The sequence below is a fragment of the Spirosoma knui genome, assembly GCF_054780635.1.
On sequence record NZ_BAAGVY010000010.1, the window covers coordinates 120,269 to 140,451 of the forward strand.

At 49.7% G+C, this 20,183-nt stretch carries 22 protein-coding genes; 10 read left to right on the plus strand and 12 right to left on the minus strand.

Annotation, left to right across the window (positions count from 1 at the left end):
• Positions 1–506: 506 nt before the first annotated feature.
• Complete coding sequence (locus tag ACYVIY_RS19930) at positions 507–1,571, minus strand: zinc dependent phospholipase C family protein (RefSeq protein ID WP_460978158.1); 1,065 nt, start codon at positions 1,569–1,571, stop codon at positions 507–509.
• Between the two features lie 91 nt (positions 1,572–1,662).
• Between ACYVIY_RS19930 and ACYVIY_RS19935 the strand changes: the two genes are divergently transcribed.
• From ACYVIY_RS19935 to radC, 3 genes are all read left to right on the plus strand, one after another.
• On the plus strand, positions 1,663–2,061 hold the full coding sequence (locus tag ACYVIY_RS19935; RefSeq protein WP_460978159.1) for a Dabb family protein: 399 nt from the start codon (positions 1,663–1,665) through the stop codon (positions 2,059–2,061).
• A 102-nt stretch (positions 2,062–2,163) separates the two neighbouring features.
• Positions 2,164–2,430 (plus strand): 30S ribosomal protein S20, encoded by a 267-nt coding sequence (gene rpsT, locus ACYVIY_RS19940; protein ID WP_460978160.1) that lies wholly within the window; start codon positions 2,164–2,166, stop codon positions 2,428–2,430.
• A 130-nt stretch (positions 2,431–2,560) separates the two neighbouring features.
• Complete coding sequence (gene radC / locus ACYVIY_RS19945; protein WP_460978161.1) at positions 2,561–3,256, plus strand: RadC family protein; 696 nt, start codon at positions 2,561–2,563, stop codon at positions 3,254–3,256.
• A 143-nt stretch (positions 3,257–3,399) separates the two neighbouring features.
• Here radC and ACYVIY_RS19950 read toward each other — a convergent pair whose 3' ends face one another.
• From ACYVIY_RS19950 to dinB, 7 genes are all read right to left on the minus strand, one after another.
• Positions 3,400–3,981: a pseudouridine synthase gene (locus ACYVIY_RS19950; protein ID WP_460978162.1), complete on the minus strand. Its 582-nt coding sequence runs from the start codon at positions 3,979–3,981 to the stop codon at positions 3,400–3,402.
• 33 nt (positions 3,982–4,014) lie between these two features.
• Positions 4,015–4,791 carry an exodeoxyribonuclease III gene (locus ACYVIY_RS19955; protein ID WP_460978163.1) on the minus strand — a complete coding sequence of 259 codons (777 nt, stop codon included), beginning with the start codon at positions 4,789–4,791 and terminating at the stop codon, positions 4,015–4,017.
• A 26-nt stretch (positions 4,792–4,817) separates the two neighbouring features.
• The gene (locus tag ACYVIY_RS19960) at positions 4,818–5,309 is read right to left on the minus strand and encodes a DUF6036 family nucleotidyltransferase (protein WP_460978164.1); all 492 of its coding nucleotides are present in this window, start codon (positions 5,307–5,309) and stop codon (positions 4,818–4,820) included.
• Positions 5,300–5,497 (minus strand): hypothetical protein, encoded by a 198-nt coding sequence (locus ACYVIY_RS19965; RefSeq protein ID WP_460978165.1) that lies wholly within the window; start codon positions 5,495–5,497, stop codon positions 5,300–5,302. Before ACYVIY_RS19965 ends, ACYVIY_RS19960 begins: the two co-directional genes overlap by 10 nt.
• 77 nt (positions 5,498–5,574) lie before the next feature.
• Positions 5,575–6,975 (minus strand): MFS transporter, encoded by a 1,401-nt coding sequence (locus ACYVIY_RS19970; RefSeq protein ID WP_460978166.1) that lies wholly within the window; start codon positions 6,973–6,975, stop codon positions 5,575–5,577.
• A gap of 108 nt (positions 6,976–7,083) precedes the next feature.
• A complete protein-coding gene (locus ACYVIY_RS19975; RefSeq protein WP_460978167.1) occupies positions 7,084–7,494 on the minus strand; it encodes a hypothetical protein in 411 nt (136 codons plus the stop codon).
• Positions 7,495–7,680: 186 nt separating this feature from the next.
• Complete coding sequence (dinB, locus tag ACYVIY_RS19980; protein ID WP_460978168.1) at positions 7,681–8,721, minus strand: DNA polymerase IV; 1,041 nt, start codon at positions 8,719–8,721, stop codon at positions 7,681–7,683.
• Positions 8,722–9,198: 477 nt separating this feature from the next.
• Here dinB and ACYVIY_RS19985 point away from each other — a divergent pair, with 477 nt between their 5' ends.
• From ACYVIY_RS19985 to ACYVIY_RS20015, 7 genes are all read left to right on the plus strand, one after another.
• Entirely contained in the window at positions 9,199–10,224 is a 1,026-nt protein-coding gene (locus tag ACYVIY_RS19985) for a Gfo/Idh/MocA family protein (RefSeq protein ID WP_460978169.1), read from the plus strand.
• Between the two features lie 59 nt (positions 10,225–10,283).
• A complete protein-coding gene (locus ACYVIY_RS19990) occupies positions 10,284–11,651 on the plus strand; it encodes a Gfo/Idh/MocA family protein (protein WP_460978170.1) in 1,368 nt (455 codons plus the stop codon).
• Positions 11,652–11,723: 72 nt separating this feature from the next.
• A complete protein-coding gene (locus ACYVIY_RS19995) occupies positions 11,724–12,491 on the plus strand; it encodes a glucosamine-6-phosphate deaminase (protein ID WP_460978171.1) in 768 nt (255 codons plus the stop codon).
• On the plus strand, positions 12,488–13,696 hold the full coding sequence (locus ACYVIY_RS20000) for an N-acetylglucosamine-6-phosphate deacetylase (protein ID WP_460978172.1): 1,209 nt from the start codon (positions 12,488–12,490) through the stop codon (positions 13,694–13,696). Before ACYVIY_RS19995 ends, ACYVIY_RS20000 begins: the two co-directional genes overlap by 4 nt.
• 42 nt (positions 13,697–13,738) lie before the next feature.
• Positions 13,739–15,055 carry a sugar MFS transporter gene (locus tag ACYVIY_RS20005; RefSeq protein ID WP_460978288.1) on the plus strand — a complete coding sequence of 439 codons (1,317 nt, stop codon included), beginning with the start codon at positions 13,739–13,741 and terminating at the stop codon, positions 15,053–15,055.
• A gap of 267 nt (positions 15,056–15,322) precedes the next feature.
• Positions 15,323–15,577: a DUF6364 family protein gene (locus tag ACYVIY_RS20010; protein WP_460978173.1), complete on the plus strand. Its 255-nt coding sequence runs from the start codon at positions 15,323–15,325 to the stop codon at positions 15,575–15,577.
• The gene (locus ACYVIY_RS20015; RefSeq protein ID WP_460978174.1) at positions 15,574–16,002 is read left to right on the plus strand and encodes a type II toxin-antitoxin system VapC family toxin; all 429 of its coding nucleotides are present in this window, start codon (positions 15,574–15,576) and stop codon (positions 16,000–16,002) included. The genes ACYVIY_RS20010 and ACYVIY_RS20015 overlap by 4 nt, the downstream gene beginning before the upstream one ends.
• Positions 16,003–16,149: 147 nt before the next feature.
• On the opposite strand, the gene mnmE is transcribed toward ACYVIY_RS20015, so the two are convergent.
• The 4 genes from mnmE to ACYVIY_RS20035 all read right to left on the minus strand — a co-directional run bounded on the left by mnmE (position 16,150) and on the right by ACYVIY_RS20035 (position 20,017).
• Positions 16,150–17,523 (minus strand): tRNA uridine-5-carboxymethylaminomethyl(34) synthesis GTPase MnmE, encoded by a 1,374-nt coding sequence (mnmE, locus tag ACYVIY_RS20020; protein WP_460978289.1) that lies wholly within the window; start codon positions 17,521–17,523, stop codon positions 16,150–16,152.
• Between the two features lie 88 nt (positions 17,524–17,611).
• On the minus strand, positions 17,612–18,724 hold the full coding sequence (locus ACYVIY_RS20025; RefSeq protein WP_460978175.1) for an oxygenase MpaB family protein: 1,113 nt from the start codon (positions 18,722–18,724) through the stop codon (positions 17,612–17,614).
• A 79-nt stretch (positions 18,725–18,803) separates the two neighbouring features.
• Complete coding sequence (locus ACYVIY_RS20030) at positions 18,804–19,565, minus strand: MBL fold metallo-hydrolase (RefSeq protein WP_460978176.1); 762 nt, start codon at positions 19,563–19,565, stop codon at positions 18,804–18,806.
• A 71-nt stretch (positions 19,566–19,636) separates the two neighbouring features.
• Positions 19,637–20,017, minus strand: a complete 381-nt coding sequence (locus tag ACYVIY_RS20035) for a response regulator (protein WP_460978177.1) — start codon at positions 20,015–20,017, stop codon at positions 19,637–19,639.
• Between the last annotated feature and the right edge of the window lie 166 nt (positions 20,018–20,183).

The following is a 20,183-nucleotide window of genomic DNA, read 5'->3' on the forward strand; positions in this document are numbered from 1 at the left end:
TCGAAAAGCCTTCGACGTAAGTTGAGGGCTTTTTTTCATTCCGGATAAAAAGATCTGTTCCACCTGGTCGATTAGCCACGAAAAAGCGATTGGCTTCGTATTGGCCAATTCAGTTACTACGTATCGTTCGACTCATCCACGTTTCTTTATTTATATACACAACCCCTTACGCACGTAACGGCGCTGGGTTATCCAACTCAAACCGACTTAGTTGAGTTTGATATTCAGGGTGTAAGCGGCCAGCCGATCTGGGCGACAAGCAAGGTAAACAGCACGACGATGTGTCCATCCAGCAAGTTAATCCGCTGGAACGTATTCGGGTTAGAGTAGGCGCCGAACCCGGCTTGTATTATGTTCGGATAGGCACCCCAGACCAGTATTACTCTGTTAAGGTAATCAGGCAGTAATCGAAATCAGCAAATCAGGGCGGAAACGACAAGAAACTCTCCAGGTCCTTTTGAAAGGCTCGGCGAATTTCTACACATAATGCTGTCAGCCAGCGAGTTTCACTCTTCGCTACGTACCGAAAAGAGTCGCTTTAGCCAACTTTTCTTTTCTTCGACTTCTTCTTTCTGTTCGTCGTCGGTGAGCTGGTATTTTGCCAGCGCCCGCAAATCGGGCTGGCCGGCGTCTACCCAGCAGGTGTACCAGAAGTCGCCAACCATTTTTACCGACGCCCGCATCTGTCGTTCGACCTGCCCACGTAATTGCTCATGGTATTGCCGGGAAAAATCGGCGGAATACACCTTGGTGGTGATTCCATTGCGTTCCTCAAAGCCGTACTTACGCGTTTCACCAACATCTGCGGTGAGCTGACGTTCGAAACGCAGTACCGAATCCAGAGCCGCGTGGGCATTAAAAACCGCCCGCCAGGCCGACTTCTGGGGCGAATCGATATATTCGGCCTGCCCCGTCAGAAAATCGTAATTGGTGCTAAACAGCTCCGGCAGGCGCGACTCCCAGAATCCATGAATTCCCTGCTGATTGGTTAGCTGTCCATTATAGTTGCGAGTGGTATGGAGCGGCACGTTCGCATCGGCAATGTAATGGCCCAGATCAGCCCCTACCCGCAAAATCCGCCGAACGTTACGTTGCTTAAACGCTTCCGTCAACTGATACTTCGCCAGTTGAATGTGCCAGGGAACAATGCCATGCAACGCCAAACTATCGTCGCCATACCGATCAGTTGCGTCTTTGTAATAGCGGGGTAACGTAGCCGCCGACGTATCGGCATAAGCATCAAGATCGATAAAATGGCGGGGTGCCTCACCAGCGACTGCATACCGTCGTTTGTCGGGATTGACCGCGTTATCCGTTAGAAACGTAATGTGCTTTTTGAAGAATGGAATCATTTCCACCGGCAGCGTAAATACAGCCAGCCGGTTTATCTGTTGATGCGCGTAAAATCCCCACTGGGGTTGTCCACCTAAAACGCTACGTTGATCCGCCACGTAATGCTGTTGACAATCGTTCCTGCCCTTTCGCCAGGCTTTTGCATCACTAGTGCTCGTGATAAAAATTTCAACGAAAACTATTAACCAAATAAAACAGTTGTACATTTGACAAAACATAGTACTTTATCGCCAATAAATTTAACTTTTCAGATAAAGCACCATGTTTATCGAAACAAAATTTTGTCAATATACAAAAACACAAATAATCATGAATGCTAAGTCACGGGGATATACCCTTATTATTTTCCTTCTCTGTTCATTTGCATTAACAATCTACGGTGCTTATTCACCCGCAAGAAAAGCCCAGAAACAGCAGATTGTATGCATAAAATTCAAAAAAGGTGTTGAAAATGCAGCAGTTGAGCAGCACATGAACAGTTTCGCAGCTTTAAAGCACGAAATTCCACAGATCGTTAATTATACATCGGGTAAGACCATTTTGCCAAATCAGGCCACCACGAACTACGATGTTGTGCATTATTTGACCTTTCAAACGGAAGCTGACATCAAAATTTTTGAGCAAAGTGCGGCTTATAAACAGTTTGTTATCCAGAATAAGAACGTTTGGGAAAATACGTTGATTGTCAATGCTGACATTCGCCCCTAGCGGCCTGAACTTGTAAGAAATTTGGGCAGAACTGTTGATAATTCTAACCAAATTTCTTATTTTTGCGCCCTCTTATCGCGATAACGATTTCATTTTATACCGATGGCAAACCATAAATCAGCAAAGAAAGCAATCCGGTCAAGTGCCAAGAAGCGGCTGTTGAACCGCTACCAGCACGTAACGACCCGGAACATGGTAAAAAAACTACGTACCACGACTGACCACGCAATGGCTGTTGAACTGTTCAAGTCTGTTTCCTCAGCACTGGACAAACTGGCTAAGCGCAATATCATTCATAAAAATAAAGCGGCTAACAATAAGTCGAAACTGGCTCGGCTAGTCAATAGCCTGAAGACGGCTGCGGCTTAACTGCTTCTCGCACTACGTACTCGGAAACCTTACCTTTTTATAGGGTGAGGTTTTTTTATACCGTAAAATGGTGAATATTGGTGGTTTATCTCATTTAAATAAATCAACAGTTACATTTTACGGCACCGTAATGACCTACGAAAACTCTGGAACCATTCAAAGCTGGGCGGAAGAAGACCGCCCCCGCGAAAAACTCATGCTGAAGGGCAAAGCCGCCCTGTCGGAGGCCGAGCTGATTGCCATACTGATCAACTCGGGAACGATTGACCTCACCGCGGTCGATGTTGCTAAAATCATTCTGAAAAGTGTTGGCAACAACCTGAACGAGTTAGCTCGATTAAGCATAAAAGACCTTTCTAAATTTCGGGGTATTGGTGAAGCGAAAGCCATTAGTATCGTAGCTGCGCTTGAATTAGGCCGTCGGCGGAAAGAGCAGGACCGGCCGCAACGCGCTAAAATCACCTGCTCGCGCGATGCGTACAACGAAATGATTCCTCATCTGCTCGATAAGCCCCACGAAGAGTTCTGGATTCTACTCATGAACCGCGCTAACGAAGTCTTAAGGCCGGTACAGATTAGCGCGGGCGGTGTTTCAGGAACGGTTGCCGATCCGAAAATTATTTTTAAGCAGGCCATTGAGCACCTGGCGTCTTCAATGATTCTGTTGCACAATCATCCGTCCGGAAACCTGACGCCCTCCCAAGCCGATAAAGACCTGACCCGTAAACTCAAAGATGCCGGGCGTTTGCTGGACATTCCGGTCCTCGATCACCTCATATTCACCGACAAAGCCTACTTAAGCTTTGCTGATGAAGGCATCTTGTGAGGTTATTTCTAATCGTTAAGCAGACATGATTAGTCATTCATTGTCATTACGTTATCCATAGCAGATGAGTCCGTTGACGACTCATTTCCCGGCCAGTTTAAATAAGCGATGGCTACTTAATGACAATGAATGACTGATACTAACTATCTAAGCTTAAGCCCATGCATTACGTCTGCCCGGCTGAGTTCACGTACCTGACCGGGCGTCATGCCCTCGGCAGTTAGGGTCTCAATGGCCCAACGGACCAGACGTAACGTGGGAAATCCTACGGCGGCCGTCATTTTGCGTACCTGCCGGTTTTTACCCTCATGCAACGAAATGGACAGCCACGAAGTCGGTATGGTAGCCCGATAGCGAATCGGCGGATTACGTTCGGGTAAGAGAGGCTCTTCAATAATTTCAGCCCTAGCCGACAACGTGTTGTACGGTTTGCCATCCACCGAAATGGTTACCCCTTCGGAAAGCTGACGACATGCTTCGGCCGTTAGCTGACCATCTACCTGTACGTAATACGTCCGGTTGTGGCGAAATTTTGGGTTCAGCAGCCGGTGGTTCAGTTGCTTGTCGCTGGTAAGGAGCAACAGGCCTTCGCTATCCGCATCAAGTCGCCCAACCGGGTATACATCTTTTGGAAAGTCGAACTCCAGATCAGCCAGTGTGGGTTTATCCCCTTCCCGACTAAACTGCGAAAGCATCAGATACGGCTTGTAAATGAGAAAGTACATGTGTTACTAAAGAGTGAATGTTTTGGTAGTAGATCACTCATTCGCTCTTTCGCTCATTGATAGCCAAACCGGGCAATGGTCGGCGTGTACCGCGTCGGGTAGCATCCGGCAGTCTTCGATCTGCTCACGAAGGTTGTCGGTCACCGATGCGTAGTCGATACGCCAGCCTTTATTCCCGCTCCGGGCACCAGCCCGGTAGCTCCACCAACTGTACGCTACGCTCTCGGGGTGTTTGTAGCGAAACCCGTCCGTCATGCCGGTACTGAACCACTGGTCCATCCAGGCACGTTCTTCGGGCAGAAAGCCGGTGGTATTTTTGTTACGTACCGGATCGTGAATGTCGATAGGCGTATGGGCGATGTTGTAATCTCCAACTACAATTAGTTTCGGCCGCGTTTGCCGCAATGTCTGTACGTACTCGTAGAAATCCCGCAGGAATTCCATCTTTACGCCCTGCCGCACTTCACCTGTTGTACCCGATGGAAAGTAACAATTGAGTATAGTCAAATCACCAAAGTCGGTACGTAGAATACGTCCTTCGCAATCATAGATGTGCAAACCACAGCCCAGCACTACGTTTGTGGGCGGTATTTTCGAGAAGGTAGCCACACCCGAATACCCTTTCTTTTCGGCGGCATGCCAGTGATATTGATACCCTAGTTCTTCAAAAGGTTTCAGATCGACTACGTCGGTTGTCGCTTTTACTTCCTGAAAGCAGAGAACATCAAAACTATGCTGCGACAGCCAGTCGATGAGCCCATTGCGCATGGCCGCCCGAATGCCGTTGATATTGTACGAGATAAGTTGCATTGAAAAATGTGTTGACGAACGAAGCACTAGTCTAACGATTTACCTTGTCGTTTTACTTCTTCGATGATTTCATCGATCATGACAATGTCGTTCAAATCTTTAGTACGTCGCGCTAATACTTTTGTCTCGCGAAGATCATTTATGTGTAGAAAATAAACCGTTTGGCCACCTTTAGTTGTGAACGCTTTTGCTCGTTTCTTACAGGCAAAGTAGTCTAACCGGTGATGGATACTAGTTAGAACATCCATTGGAATATCGTGGATACGAATCATTTGCGGTTGAGTGAAATCAGCTTCCCGCATTCCTCTAACCTGATCTTCATCATAGCCGAATGTCAATAAAGAATTAACGAAACGATCTTTATTATCATTAGTTGGTTCAAGCCATAAGTCAACATCCTGCGTAAATCGCACTGCTCCATTTAAAATCATAGCTAAGCCACCAATAAGAATGTATTGTAGTTCATGTTGGTCAGCGGCTTTAACGAACTCCAAAAACTCAGAATTTTCTACATCCATGACGGCTTAGTAATAGTAATACTCTTTGTCAGTTTAGGCGGATTGCCGACTAAGCTGTAGTAGGTTCTTCGGAGCTTAACAAAAACCTGCCAGCGTTCTTCGGGGGTCATGGCAACCTGTTCCCGCACCTGATCTTCGTGTGGGCCGTTTAAGTCAGTGTAGAACGTAATCCGTCGCTTCTTTTCCATAGTTTCCCAAAATAAAAAAGCAAGAGAAGTACCGCCAATTGCAGCCTGTTCTCTTGCCTTCTTTTTCGTGCTTCGATTTACAACGGTCCCGTCACGAGTTCATCTTCGGCGGGCACCACTTTTTTCTTGTTAGTAAACAACAGAACAAATACAACGAGTACAACAGCGGCAATACCCGCTGGAATGAGCCACACCGACAGCCAGTCTTTCGTACCATCCGGGCGCGTATACATATCGAGTACAATACCCGACAGCTTCGAACCGATACCCATGCCGATGCCATACGTAGCCAGCGTAATTAGCCCCTGCGCGGATGATTTAATTTTCTCACCTGCTTTATTGTCGGTATAAATCTGGCCTGTTACGAAAAAGAAGTCATAACAGACACCATGCAGCACAATCGCAATGTATAGCATCCATTCCGACGACGCATCGCCGTAGCCAAAGCAGATGAACCGCACAATCCAGGCGATCAGGCCAACGATCAACATTTTCTTAACGCCTAGCCGGATATACGCTAGGGGAAGCAGCAGCATAAAAATCACTTCTGAAGCTTGTCCCAGCGACATCTTACTCTCTACGTTCTGCATACCTCCATCAGTTAGGGACGGATTCGCCATGGCGTAATAGAACGACAGCGGAATACAGATCAGCACTGACGACAAAAAGAAGATGGCAAATGAGCGGTCCTTAAACAGCTTGAATGCATCAAGACCGAGAATTTGCGAGAACGAAGTAGATACCGTTGCTTTAGGCGGAGTGTTAGGCAGGAAGAAAGCAAAAATGCCCAGCACTACGGCCGAATACATTGACAATTGAAATATAGCCACCTTATCGCCAAGCTCCAGAAAACCAACAATATTTGTAACAATAATCCATGCTAAAGTACCAGCTACCCGGACAAATGGAAAGGCATCTCTATTTTTTATAGTAGGGGAAAAAACGATAAAGAGACCTCCTATTATTAATAATACAACTGGAACTATTGTTGGAACCAGACTATCAATAAAAATGGATGTAATGAATCGGAAATAAACAAAGATTGGTACAGCTATAAGACACAAAAGTCCACCTACTATCTTTAACCATTTATATGACCCCTCATTATCTAAGTGAGTGAAGGCAATTGAGTTGGTCAGCGCGAGCGTTGGTGCAAAAGTAATGCAGTAGGCCAGAATCAGATAGAAGAACTGATTAGGATCCGTATTTTGCGTGATGAAAAACAATACAACCGCGCCGAGGAGGTTAAGTACACCCAGCACCTTCTGAGCGGCAAAGTATCGGTCGGCGATCATTCCCACAAAAAAGGGCGCAATGATCATCGCCAGCGAAAAGGCAGCATAGGCGTTGCCAACCTGATCGCCGGTTGCCTTTAACTCGGTTAATAAGTACTTACTCATCTGTCCGTACCAGGCTCCCCAGACAAAAAACTGGAGAAACATCATGACGGAAAGCTTAATACGGGTTGTAGAAAGCATTACGGTTACGTAGGTTAGATTTAAAATCTTGAAGGTATAAAACCTGGGCCATTGGTGCAAGATCAGTTCCCGTTTGCCCGGTGCCCGACTACACGACCAGCAAAGCCGCTATACTTTACTTTCGGGATACATTTTCTTGTGATTAGCGACCAGTATATCGTACTGCTGCTTCGTTAGAATAGCCTTGTACTGACGTACTTTTTCGGTCTCAACCTCAATCGCAAACACCCGTAATTTCTTGTTATTAAGACCCGATGACGCTTTCATCTTCTTCACGCCCTCGTTATACTTGACCGTGGCGTCGGTGATGATTTGCTTCGCCTTTGGCAACTGCTCGTCGGTCAGTTTAAGCCGCTGCTTATCGGCTTTCAGCACCGATTTAACGATCATACCCACCGTTGCGCCGTTGTTGAGAAAAACGAATTTTTCGTCTTCCACGGATTTAGTCTGCGCGAATGAATTTGTCGAGGTGCCTGCTAAGGCGACTAGAAGTACCAAGGCAATACAGATACGTTTCATAGTTACTGTTACGAATAAGCGGAGGAAATTTATTACCAACGAGCCTGAATGCCCGGCTAAAAATAAGCAATTAACCTGTGCTTCTGATTAACCCGGCTTGTTTACGCGATTAATTACGAAGTAATCAGGCCGGTAATTTACGCTACTCAGTATACGCTTGCAAAGCCGGTTCTAACAATAGACCCACTATAAGTTCAGTTGGAGCTGTCCCTGCTGGGTTGGGTCAGCAGCCTGAAGATTCGACATGGATACGCCCAGCAACCGCACCGGCTTTACCAGTGGAACAACCGAAGCGAGCAGGTCCAGAACGATACGTATCAGGTGACTTACATGGGGAATTAGGCCAAGAGTGGTATGACTGCGGGTGATCTGCTGAAAATCGGCGTATTTTACTTTCAGCGTTACGGTACGTCCGCTTATGCCCGTCCGTTCACAGTACGTCCACACGTCGTTTATGAGTGGCTCCAGGCCGTCTTTCAGCTCGGCTTCTTCGATCAAATCACGCTCAAACGTATTTTCCGAACCGACCGACTTACGAACCCGATTAGCCGTTACAGGTCGTTCGTCAACCGCTCGGGCAATGGAGTAGTAATGATGACCTACTTTGCCAAAGTGCCGGGTCAGGAACTGTTCCGTTTGCTGCCGGAGATCCAGTCCGGTGATAATGCCCAGCTGATTCATTTTTTCAGCCGTTACGCGTCCGATACCATGAAACTGCCAAACGGCCAACTGCTCAACAAAAGCCAGCCCCTGATTCGGCTTAATGACGAACAAACCATCGGGCTTACGGTAATCCGAAGCCAGCTTTGCCAGAAATTTATTGTAAGACACCCCGGCGGATGCGGTCAGACCAGTTTCAGCCTTGATTCGTTCTTTGATGGCTTGCGCAATCTGGGTTGCCGATTGAGTCGGGCCCGTACTAGCCGTTACGTCCAGGTACGCTTCGTCGAGTGATAACGGCTCGATTAACTCGGTATACTCAGCGAAAACAGCCCGAATCTGAGCAGAAACGGCTTTATAAACCTCAAATCGGGGTTTTACAAAAATCAGCTCGGGGCACTTACGACTTGCAACTACGGATGCCATGGCCGAGCGAACGCCAAACTGCCGGGCTTCGTAGCTTGCCGCAGCCACTACACCGCGCTCGCGCGATCCACCTACGGCTATCGGTTTTCCCCGCAATGCTGGATTATCGCGCTGCTCCACAGAAGCATAAAACGCGTCCATGTCAATATGGATGATTCTACGATGCTGGTCTACACTCATTAACAGCCTCTCTTACTATACAGACCAAATATATAGCAAAAGTCTATTACACGCCACTGGTGCCGACGGCTTAAGTGCTTGCATGGCCAATGTTATTAAACTATGGACACAATTTATAAAGCAAAACTCAGGTGATTCTCAGCACAAATTAGACTTGCGCTTCGCGATACACTTGTTTTTCATCCCGATTGACTATCAACTAAGATGCTGGGTAGAAAAACAACAAATGGGCCTTATTTCATGAAGTATATCACGAACAAACGCACTCGATTCGCACCAACAACTCGACGTACGTAGCTGGACACTACGTACCGGCCCTGACAGGCTTCGTTTCATAAAAGAGCTGTTAGGTTCCCGTTCAGGCTTTGCTTAGTTAGGTATGACTTATTAATCGTTACGCTGAAATTCATTTACCCCTCCATTGCCCTTTTCAACGCTATGCCTCTGCTTACGCACAATCGACGGAATTTCCTCAAAAAAGCGACTATCGGTAGTCTTATGCTGAGCATGGAGCCGTCACCCATCTTACTGAAAAATTCGCCTAAAGCAGGAAAACGGATCGGCATTATTGGCCTGGATACGTCGCACAGCGTAGCGTTTACGAAAGTGTTGAATGCTGCGGAGGCCAATCCCCAATATGCTGGCTACAAGGTTGTGGCCGCGTATCCCTACGGGAGTAAGGACATCGAAAGCAGTACGAAACGTATTCCCGACTACATCAATGAGGTAAAAAAACTGGATGTAGCCATTGTCGATTCCATCGACGAGCTGCTCAGAAAAGTAGATGTCATTCTGCTGGAAACGAACGACGGACGACTGCATCGGGAGCAGGCAGCTCAGGTTCTTAAAGCGGGGAAACGCGTTTTTATTGATAAACCGATTGCGGCCTCCCTCGACGATGTGATCGCTATATTTGAACTGTCCCGAACGTACAAGATTCCCATCTTTTCGGCGTCTTCGTTACGGTACATAAAAGGCATGGAAGGGATTGATAAACGTCAGGTATTGGGAGCCGATACGTTCAGCCCGGCCGTACTCGAAAAAACGCATCCCGACTTGTTCTGGTACGGCGTTCACGGGGTAGAAACGTTGTACACGGCAATGGGCACGGGTTGTCGGCAAGTGGTACGTATCAACACCGAAGGAACCGACGTTGTGGTAGGCACCTGGGCCGACGGTCGGATTGGTACGTTTCGGGGCACACGGACCGGCAAACACGACTACGGTGGAACAGTCTATACCCAGGCTGGCAACGTTCAACTCGGTCCGTACGGCGGCTATGAGCCACTGCTCAAAGAAATCATTACGTATTTTGAGACGGGAAAAGCACCGGTAAGTCCCGAAGAAACCATCGAAATTTTTGCCTTTATGGAAGCCGCTGACGAAAGTAAACGCCGAGGAGGCATAGCCATAAGCCTGGACAGCGTGCTGGAAAAGGCAAAAAAGAAAGCCGCCGTAAAGTGATAAAACTTGTGGCCAACCAACACTACTCATTTACGCTTAACCTTACGATCATTGCCAGTATGGAAAACCCCAAAAGCGCTCATTCTGACGACTCACGAAGAGATTTTATTCGAAAAGCTATATCTGGCACCGTCGCCTTGTCGGTAGGCGGTATTTTGCCCGGTTTTAGCGCCAAAAGTTACGCCAGAATACTGGGGGCCAACGAAAAAGTGCGGGTTGGCATGATGGGCATCAACAGTCGTGGCTTAGCCCTGGCGAGCAATTTTGCCCTTCAGCCGAACTGCGAAGTTATTTCCGTATCCGACGTCGATAAACGGGCGGCCGATAAATGCCTGTCAACCGTTGAACGTATCCAGAAAGCAAAGCCAAACGATCAGCCCGACTTCCGGAAAGCACTGGAAAACAAGGACATGGATGCCCTGATTATTGCTGCGCCCGATCACTGGCACGCACCGGCAGCGATCCTGGCGTCAGCAGCCGGCAAGCACGTTTACCTCGAAAAACCCTGTAGCCATAATCCACACGAAGGTGAACTGCTGGTGGAAGCCGTCAAACGGCATAAGAACGTCATTCAGATGGGTAACCAGCGACGCTCGTGGCCTAACGTAGCTAAGGCAATTGCCGAAGTTAAAAGCGGAGCCATTGGTCGACCCTATTTTGCCAAAGGCTGGTACACCAACAATCGAGCCTCTATCGGTACGGGTAAAGATGCAGCGGTTCCCGCCTGGCTGGATTACGAACTATGGCAGGGTCCAGCACCCCGACGCCCTTTTAAAGACAACCTGATTCACTACAACTGGCACTGGTTCTGGCATTGGGGTACGGGCGAATGTCTCAACAACGGTACCCACATGGTTGATCTGATGCGCTGGGGTCTGGGCGTTGACTATCCAACACGCGTGACCTCCTCCGGGGGGCGGTACCGGTACCAGGACGATTGGGAAACGCCCGATACGCAGGTAGTCACCTGGGAATTTCCCAACAAAACCAGCATGACCTGGGAAGGCCGAAGCTGCAACGGCCGCACCGTTGAAGGCACCAGCGTAGGCGTTATGTTTTACGGCGAAACCGGTTCGCTCCTGATCGAGAGTGGCAACTCCTACAAAATCTATGATCTGGACAACAAGCTGGTGAAAGACGTTAAGAATGACTTGACCATCGACCCACGTAATAAAATGGACCCGTCGCAGGCACTGGATGCTATTCACATCCAGAACTTTTTTGATGGAATCAAGAAAGGCACCGCGCTGGCTTCAGATATAGTCGGTGGGCACCAGAGCACCTTACTTTGTCAGTTAGGCAACATCGCATTACGTTCCAACGACACTCTGGCCATCGACCCAACGAATGGGCATATTCAGCGTAACGCCAATGCCATGAAACTCTGGAAACGGGAGTATCAGAAAGGCTGGGAGCCGAAGGTGTGATGGTATAAATACGACCGTGTTGCCGCTCCCGGTTGGTAAGCATAATTCATTTTTCAGTTGAAAACAGAGCCGATGCGTGTACAGATTGAGCAGGTTGATGCCCTAGAGGTACGGGTGTATACGACCCGACAGGAAATGGGAATGGCCGCCGGGCAGGATATTGCCGCCAAAATCAAGGAATTGTTACAGGAAAAAGAAAGCATTCGGATTGTGTTTGCTGCGGCCCCTTCCCAAAACGAAATGCTTGATTATCTGGCGTCTGCCGATGGAATCGACTGGTCGCGGATCGACGTTTTTCACATGGATGAATACGTCGGATTAGCCCCGGATGCGCCCCAGCGGTTTGCCTATTTCTTAACAACCAAACTATTCGCCAGCGTAAAGCCGCGTACGGTTTACCTGATCGATGATTCGGCGGGGGCCACGGCGGCTTGCGAACGCTACAAACAACTCCTCAACGAAAAGCCAATCGACATCGTCTGTTTGGGCGTTGGGGAAAACGGCCATCTGGCGTTTAATGATCCGCCTGTGGCCGATTTTAATGATCCGGAAGTTATTAAACGGGTGCAGCTCGACGAGGTTTGTCGGCAGCAGCAGGTAAACGATGGCTGCTTCCCCCAATTTGAGGCCGTTCCCGAAGAGGCTCTGACGCTGACCATTCCAACCTTACTTTCCGGCGAACATCTGTTCTGCGTCGTGCCCGGCAAAACAAAGACCCAGGCTGTAGAGGCCATGCTGAATGGCCCGATTACAACGGCTTGTCCGGCGTCAATTCTACGTCAGCACACCAGTTGTACGCTTTACGTTGACCAGGACGCCTACGGACACGTAACGGCATGACTAAACCAGATAGGCATCAGACAGATCAGGTTATCAATGGCTTGCATTACCAAACCGGTAAGCCCTTGACGGTTACAGTGCAGGATGGCCATATCAGCTACCTTGACATAGGTCCTGAAGCGTCTGATAACCTGCCGTTTATTGGCCCCGGCCTAGTGGATTTACAGATCAATGGCTTCCAGGGTATCGACGTCAACAGCGATACGTTGATGGTTGGTGACATGCACACGTTGACCCGTACACTCTGGGGGTATGGCGTTACGTCGTTTTGCCCGACAGTGATTACCAACGCAGATAGCCGCATCCTGCAAACGCTGGAAATCATCCGGGACGCTTCTCAGCGTTTTCCGCTGGTGAAGGCCTGCTTGGCTGGAATCCATCTGGAGGGGCCATTTATTTCTCCGCAGGAAGGTCCTATTGGCGCTCACCCAAAAGCGTATGTCAAAGCCCCCGACTGGTCCTTATTCGAGCGGTTTCAGGCCGCGTCCGGAGACCAGATCAAACTCATTACGCTCTCCCCCGAATGGCCCGGTTCCGCCGACTTTATTACGCGATGCACAGCGGCTGGCGTGATTGTTTCGATTGGTCATACCGCTGCCACGCCCGAACAGATTCGCCAGGCAGTGGAGGCTGGTGCCCGAATGTCGACCCATCTGGGAAATGCTTCGCATCAGTTGCTACCCCGCCACCCAAACTACATCTGGGAGCAGCTAGCCCAGGACGATCTGACGGCCTGCCTCATCGCCGATGGGTTTCATCTGCCCGACGCGGTACTGAAAGTGGTTATGAAAGTAAAAGGCCAGCAGGCCATTCTGGTGAGTGACAGCGTTGGGCTGGCAGGCTGTCCGCCTGGCCAATACAGCACACATATTGGCGGAGAGGTTGTGCTAACAGCGGAAGGAAAACTGCATCTGGCGGGGTCACCTAACGTGTTAGCGGGATCTGCTCAGCCGTTATTCTGGGGTATCCAACACCTCCTCAACCGCAAACTGGGCACCTTGGGTCAGGTTTGGGACATGGCCTCTGTTGGCCCCAGCCGCAGTTTGGGTTTACCACAGCAGCAAGGTTTAGGCGTGGGTGCTCCCGCCGACCTTGTTACGTTCCAACAAACAATAGAGGGCCTGAACGTTCTCGAAACCTACAAACAGGGCGAACTCGTGTATCGGTTTCATTCCGAAACTTCCGTTCCCACCGGCACTCGGTAACCAAAACGCCCAACCAGCTTGACCAGACCAACTGACGAAAACATGGAAACACCGGACTTAGTAGACAACCAGCCCCTCACCAAGCAGAACGTAACGGGTTCCATTGCGATTATTGGGATCATGTTTTTTGTCTTCGGTTTTGTCACCTGGATCAATTCCATCCTGATTCCGTATTTCAAGATCGCCTGTGAACTGACGCATTTTCAGTCTTATCTGGTCGCCTTCGCGTTCTACATTTCCTACCTGGTGATGTCGATGCCCGCTTCGGTACTGCTGAAAAAAGTCGGCTTCAAACGGGGTATGATGTTCGGCTTCTTCATCATGTCATTCGGTGCGCTGCTGTTTGTTCCGGCGGCATTTACGCGAACGTACGCCCTGTTTTTGATGGGTCTGTTTACGCTCGGTACCGGTCTGGCCGTTCTCCAGACGGCATCGAATCCCTACGTAACGATTTTGGGGCCTATCGAACGGGCGGCCCAGCGGATCAGCATTATGGGTATTTGCAACAAAACGGCCGGTATCATCGCCCCGCTATTATTTGCCGCGGTGATTTTGCGGGCGTCCGACGCCGAGCTGTTTAAGCAATTGCCCCTGATGACATCCGCCGACCGGAACGTAGCGCTGGACGAACTGATCCAACGAGTGATCGTGCCCTATGCCTGCGTAAGTGCGGTGCTGTTTGGGTTAGGATTGTTTATACGATTTTCGGTCTTACCCGAAATCGATACGGAGCACGAAAGCGAGATCATTTCCGCAGCCAACTCGGATAAAACCAGCGTTTTGCAATTCCCGCATCTGGTGCTGGGCGCTCTGGCCATTTTCTTCCATGTAGGCTCGCAGGTAATCGCTATCGACACCGTGATCGGATATGCTACGTCAATGGGCGTTTCGCTCCTAGAAGCGAAAGGATTTCCGTCTTACATTCTGTTTGCCACGATCTGCGGCTACATTATCGGCATCGCCACCATTCCCCGCTTCATCCGGCAGGTCAACGCGTTACGTATCTGTACGTTACTAGGTGTATTGTTTAGCTTGGGCATTCTGTTTGCTCCCGGAAACCTAACCCTGTTTGGCCATAATATGAGCGTTTCATTCTGGTTCCTGGTGATTTTAGGCCTACCTAATTCGCTGGTTTGGGCGGGTATATGGCCATTAGCCCTGTCCGGTTTAGGCCGATTCACCAAATCAGGCAGTTCGCTGATGATCATGGGGCTGTGCGGCAACGCGATCATGCCCCTGATATACGGTTATTTTGCCGACCGATTCTCGCTGCAGCAAGCGTATTGGATACTCCTACCCTGTTACCTGTACCTCCTGTTTTACGCGGCATACGGGCACAAAATCAGACGCTGGCAATAGTCCTCGGCCATTCGGTACGCTCACTGCCTTAAACAGTTGTTGGCGATGAATTTGTGAACTGTAGGCTGGAAGACATTTTCAGCGTACCCTCACGGATACTACTGCGGTCACTCCTGGCGAGGTCGGTGGTTCCGCCTAAGTCTTAAGTTATTCGGATATGCAGTTGAGCGGTAAATAACCGCCATTTCCTTCATAGTACGCTACTCGTTTCAAAGTCAATCCTATCAACAATACGTATCTTTGCAATAATTCATAAAAAACACGTATATGGGCAAAGTAAAATTAACCCTCACGGTAGAAGAACGGGTTGTGGCTCACGCTAAACTGCTGGCTAAACAACAGCGAAAGTCGCTGTCTGAAATGATTGAACAACTTCTGACCCCTGCTGATACAGCGCTGCCCGAGTCTGCCCCGACTATCCCCAGCGCACTACGCTTACGGGGCATTGCCAAAGGAACGCTAAGCCGAAAAACCGACAAGCAGATTCGGGACATGATGTACAAAGACCGCTACGGCCTATGACCATTTTTCTGGATACGAATGTGGTACTCGACTGGCTGCTGGACCGGGACGATACGTATGCCGAGGAAGCAACCAGCCTATTTCTGGCCGCCGAAGAGAATCGTCTCACAATCTACATTTCAGCCGGTTCAGTATACACGGTTGCCTATGTGCTGCACCGTGCTGGAAAACGCGGTCAAAAGCTGCGCGATGCCTTGCAGAGTTTTCTAAATCTGGTAGAGGTCGCCGGTGCTACTAAAAATACGTTCGTAATGGCCAGTCAGTTAATGACCATCTCAGATTTAGAAGATGGGTTTCAGTATCAAACCGCGCTGGAAAATCGGTCCATTCAGTATTTCGTGACGGGCAATACCAAAGATTTCTGGCAGGCAGACCAAAGCCAACTGCCAGTTGTGACACCCACCGAAATGGTTGCCGAATTATAATGATACGCATGTTCTACAAAGATGTCATGCCTAGAGCATTCACGTACCACCTCATTATTTAATCTACGCTGTAGACACGGCATCTTTTTCTGGTCTGTACCATGCCATACTTACTGATCAATGGAGTAACCAGGTCGGTTCTAAACTTCATTTGCCGATACAGAACTTGCTGAAAATCGAATCCAGTAAGTCGTCCGTAGATATCGCGCCCGTTAGTTGTCCAAGGTGTTGCAAAGCAACGCGTAAGTCCATAGCCAGCCAATCGGGCGTTACGCCGGAGTCCAGTCCGGTTATAGCCCGCGCCAGAGCATTGTCGGTGCCGGTCAAGTGTTCGTGGTGACGGGCATTTGTTACTACAGCGCTACCGGTCTGCACAGCCGCATCGGTTCGCACCCGAGCGGATAAAGCCGCTTTCAGTTCATCAATGCGGGCATCTTTCGCCGAAATCCAGATAATGGGCTCATCAGCAGCTAGTTCTAACGCCTGTTTTTGTTCGCTCGTAATGGCGTCAAGTTTGTTGCCAACTAAGAGATACGGCTTTCCGCTCTCCCGAACATCCTGGATCGCTGTGATCAACTCATCGGGCGTAACGTTCTTTCCGTCGAACAGGTAAAGGACCAGGGCGGCATCCCGCATTTTTTGCTGCGTACGCTCAATGCCAATGGCTTCAATCTGGTCCGTAGCCTGACGTAACCCCGCCGTATCGATCAGCCGGAACCGGATCCCGTCAATAAATAATTCGTCTTCGATTACGTCGCGGGTCGTCCCAGGAATATCCGACACAATGGCTTTTTCCTCGTTCAGCAAGGCGTTCAGCAGGGTCGATTTACCAGCATTAGGCCTACCGACAATCACGGTAGGAACTCCATTTTTTATGGCATTACCGGCCGAGAACGATTCGATCAGGGGATGGAGCACCCGACGAATGTCGAGCATGAGTTGTCGCAACTGGTCACGGTGCGCGAACTCAACGTCTTCTTCGCCAAAATCCAGCTCCAGCTCTACCAACGCCACGAAATCGATCAGTTGCTGACGTAGTACGTTTAATTGTTTCGAGAAACCACCCCGTAATTGGGTTAGGGCAGCTCGGTGGCTGGCTTCCGAATCAGAGGCAATCAGGTCAGCTACGGCTTCGGCCTGCACCAGGTCAAACTGCCCGTTTAGAAAGGCACGCTGCGTAAACTCACCCGGCCGCGCCAGCCGAACGCCTTCCTGCGTGAGTCGCCGTAGAATTTGCTGGATAATGAATTCTGAGCCGTGGCACGAAATCTCCACTACGTCTTCTTTGGTGAACGACGTTGGGGTGCGGAATACCGTTACGAGCACCTCGTCGATGATGCCGCCATCGGTATTACGTATGGTGCCAAAGTGGGCGGTATGGCTCAACTGACTCGTTAAGTCTTTACCGCGAAAAATACGATTTGTCAGTTCGATCGCCCCCTCTCCCGACACGCGAATAACGGCAATAGCCCCAATTCCGGGTGCGGTAGCCAGGGCGGCAATGGGCTCTAACTGAAGGATTTCTAGATCTCTGCGGTCTGTCGTCACGGATAACTTTGTTTCTGCTTCCACACGCTACGTTCCTCTGTGGCGTGTGATCCGTTGATCGTCACGCAGCGGACGGAGTTAGTCGGGCAGGAATTAACTTCGAAAAAATAGGCAACTTATTCACGGCTCCCACCAATTGCTTTTCAAGCGAAACGGAGGGGATATTCAACAGGTCAGCGTACCTGTCGCCAAGGAAGAAACGCATCTGAGCCGCTGCCAGGTTCCGGAACGTATCGCTGCCGAGCTGTTCGCCGATCGAGTTTAGCAGCGATTTTGTCAAACCAATGCCTGCTTCGGAGGGCGCAAACTGCCGCTTGGCAATCATACGATCCAGCAGAAAAGCCTCCCGCAGGTTTTGAGGAAGCAGTTCTTCGGTCACCCCATTCAGATAGCCAACTACGTTGATATGGTGCAGGTACGCTTCTTCGTCGGCTTCACTGGCCTTTACACCTGCTTTTCGTAAGCCACGAATAACGATGTAGGAAAACGCACCACTCGTGCCTGCCATGTCTTCCTGGTTAACGGGATACCCCCATTCCATGTTCCAGCGCCCACTATGCAGCGAAAACCAACGTACCGCTGCGTGAATGAGCCGGATTTTCAGGGTGCGGTTTATGGCGTTTACCTCACCCCCGGCCCCTCTCCTGGGAGGAGAGGGGAGTAAGTGTTCGCGTATTTTGCCCCCCTCTCCTCCCAGGAGAGGGGCCGGGGGTGAGGTAAGCGCCCACTCTTTCGGGTTATTCACGGCAAACACCCACTCACCGGTTTCCTGCAAACGCCGGGTCGTATCGCTTTTGATCCGTTCGGTCATCCACAGCACCTGTGCCCCGTGAGCCCCCAGGTAACAGTAGGGCAGGGAAAAGGTGCCAAGTACCAGACCAATGAGTCCGGCATGTTTCTGAAAAAAGGCCATGCCCCGCGCCATAAGGTCCTGATCAGCCCAGGGTGGTAGTTGACTGTACTCGTTAAAAAACGCCTGAACAACCGCTGGCTGCTGACCTAAATCAACTGAGCTGGTGTCTGCCAGCCAGCGCATAAACATACTCAACGCCTGCGGTCCACCTGCTTCGGTCACAGCCGCAATTACCGCATCGGCCGGGCCATCACCCTGCTGGCGATAATTCTGCAATACGTCATTGGAAAATGTACGGGCGGTCTTGATCAGCGCTGGCATCTTGTTATTGCGGTTGTAGACGGATAACGGTACGTATACTCATTTGGTTTACCCCGACCACCCCAATGCCCGACTATTCTCAGATCCGGATCTGCAGGCCGTCGTAGCCCAGCCGGATCGTTGCCGGAAGCTCTTTTTCGACTTCGCGGTGCAGGCCAAGTTTATGGCTGATGTGCGTAAAATACGTCTTCTCCGCACCGATGCGTTCGGCTAACGCAACCGCTTGATCAAGGGTAAAATGCGAAATGTGGGGCTGGCGCTGGAGTGCATCGAGCACCAGAATGCGGGTGCCTATTACCTTGGGCAGTTCCTCTTCAGCAATGTAATTGAGATCAGTCAGGTACGTAAAGTCCCCAATGCGAAACCCAAAAACGGGTAGCTTATGGTGCATCACTTCGATGGGAATGATGCGAATGCCGAGCACTTCAAACGGCTCGTTAGTAATCTCGTTGATTCGGACGCGCGGAACGCCCGGATATTTATGCTCTGCAAAGACGTACGCAAATTCGCGTTGCAGCTGCGCCAGTACCGTTGGACGGCCGTATAGAGGAATATCGCGTCCCGACCGAAAATTATAAGCCCGAACCTCGTCGAGGCCGGCGGTATGGTCCTTATGCTCGTGGGTGAACAAGACAGCATCCAGTTCCATCAGGTTGAGTCGCAGCACCTGCTGGCGAAAGTCGGGACCCGTATCGACAATGAAGCTGCGGCCCTCGACGGCGATGTGAATGGACGACCGTAGTCGTTTGTCCCGAAAATCAACGGATCGACACACCTCACACGTACAGCCAATCAGCGGCACCCCCGACGACGTTCCCGTACCCAGCAGCGTGATAACCATAAAGAGCGAATTAGTGAATGGGCGAATTAGTGAAGTGCGCAAAGACATCCACTAATTCACCTATTCGCTAATTACTTATCTGTTAGCTGATTAACGACCTCAACCAACCGGTCGAAGTTCAACGGTTTCACCAGCACATCATTAAAGCCAGCCGTTTTAAATTCTTCTTCCGTATAGTTTTTGGCGTTACCGGTTATGGCTACAATAGGAACATTCGCCTTCGTCTGGTCCGACAGTGCGCGTACGCGTCGAACGCACTCCATGCCGTCCATAATAGGCATGTTGATGTCTAATAATAAGATACTGAAATCTTCTTTTTCCAGAATTTGCAATACTTGCTCACCGTTCTTTACGGCGGTGATGTCGTAGTTCTGAAACTCAAGAATTTTACGGGCCAGATTCTGGATAACGGAGCTATCTTCGGCAATCAGGACGCGTTTGGAAGCTGACATAAGGCTTGTGATATCGGGTTACGTTTAGCGTGGTGAAATTAGCAGTTAAATACACAAACGCAAAAACGACTCCTGACTAGGTATCCATCCATCAAGCCTTTTAGTTTTCACACCTGATTACTTTGCTGTGGGCGACGTATCAACTCATCGATTCAGGACAGGGCTT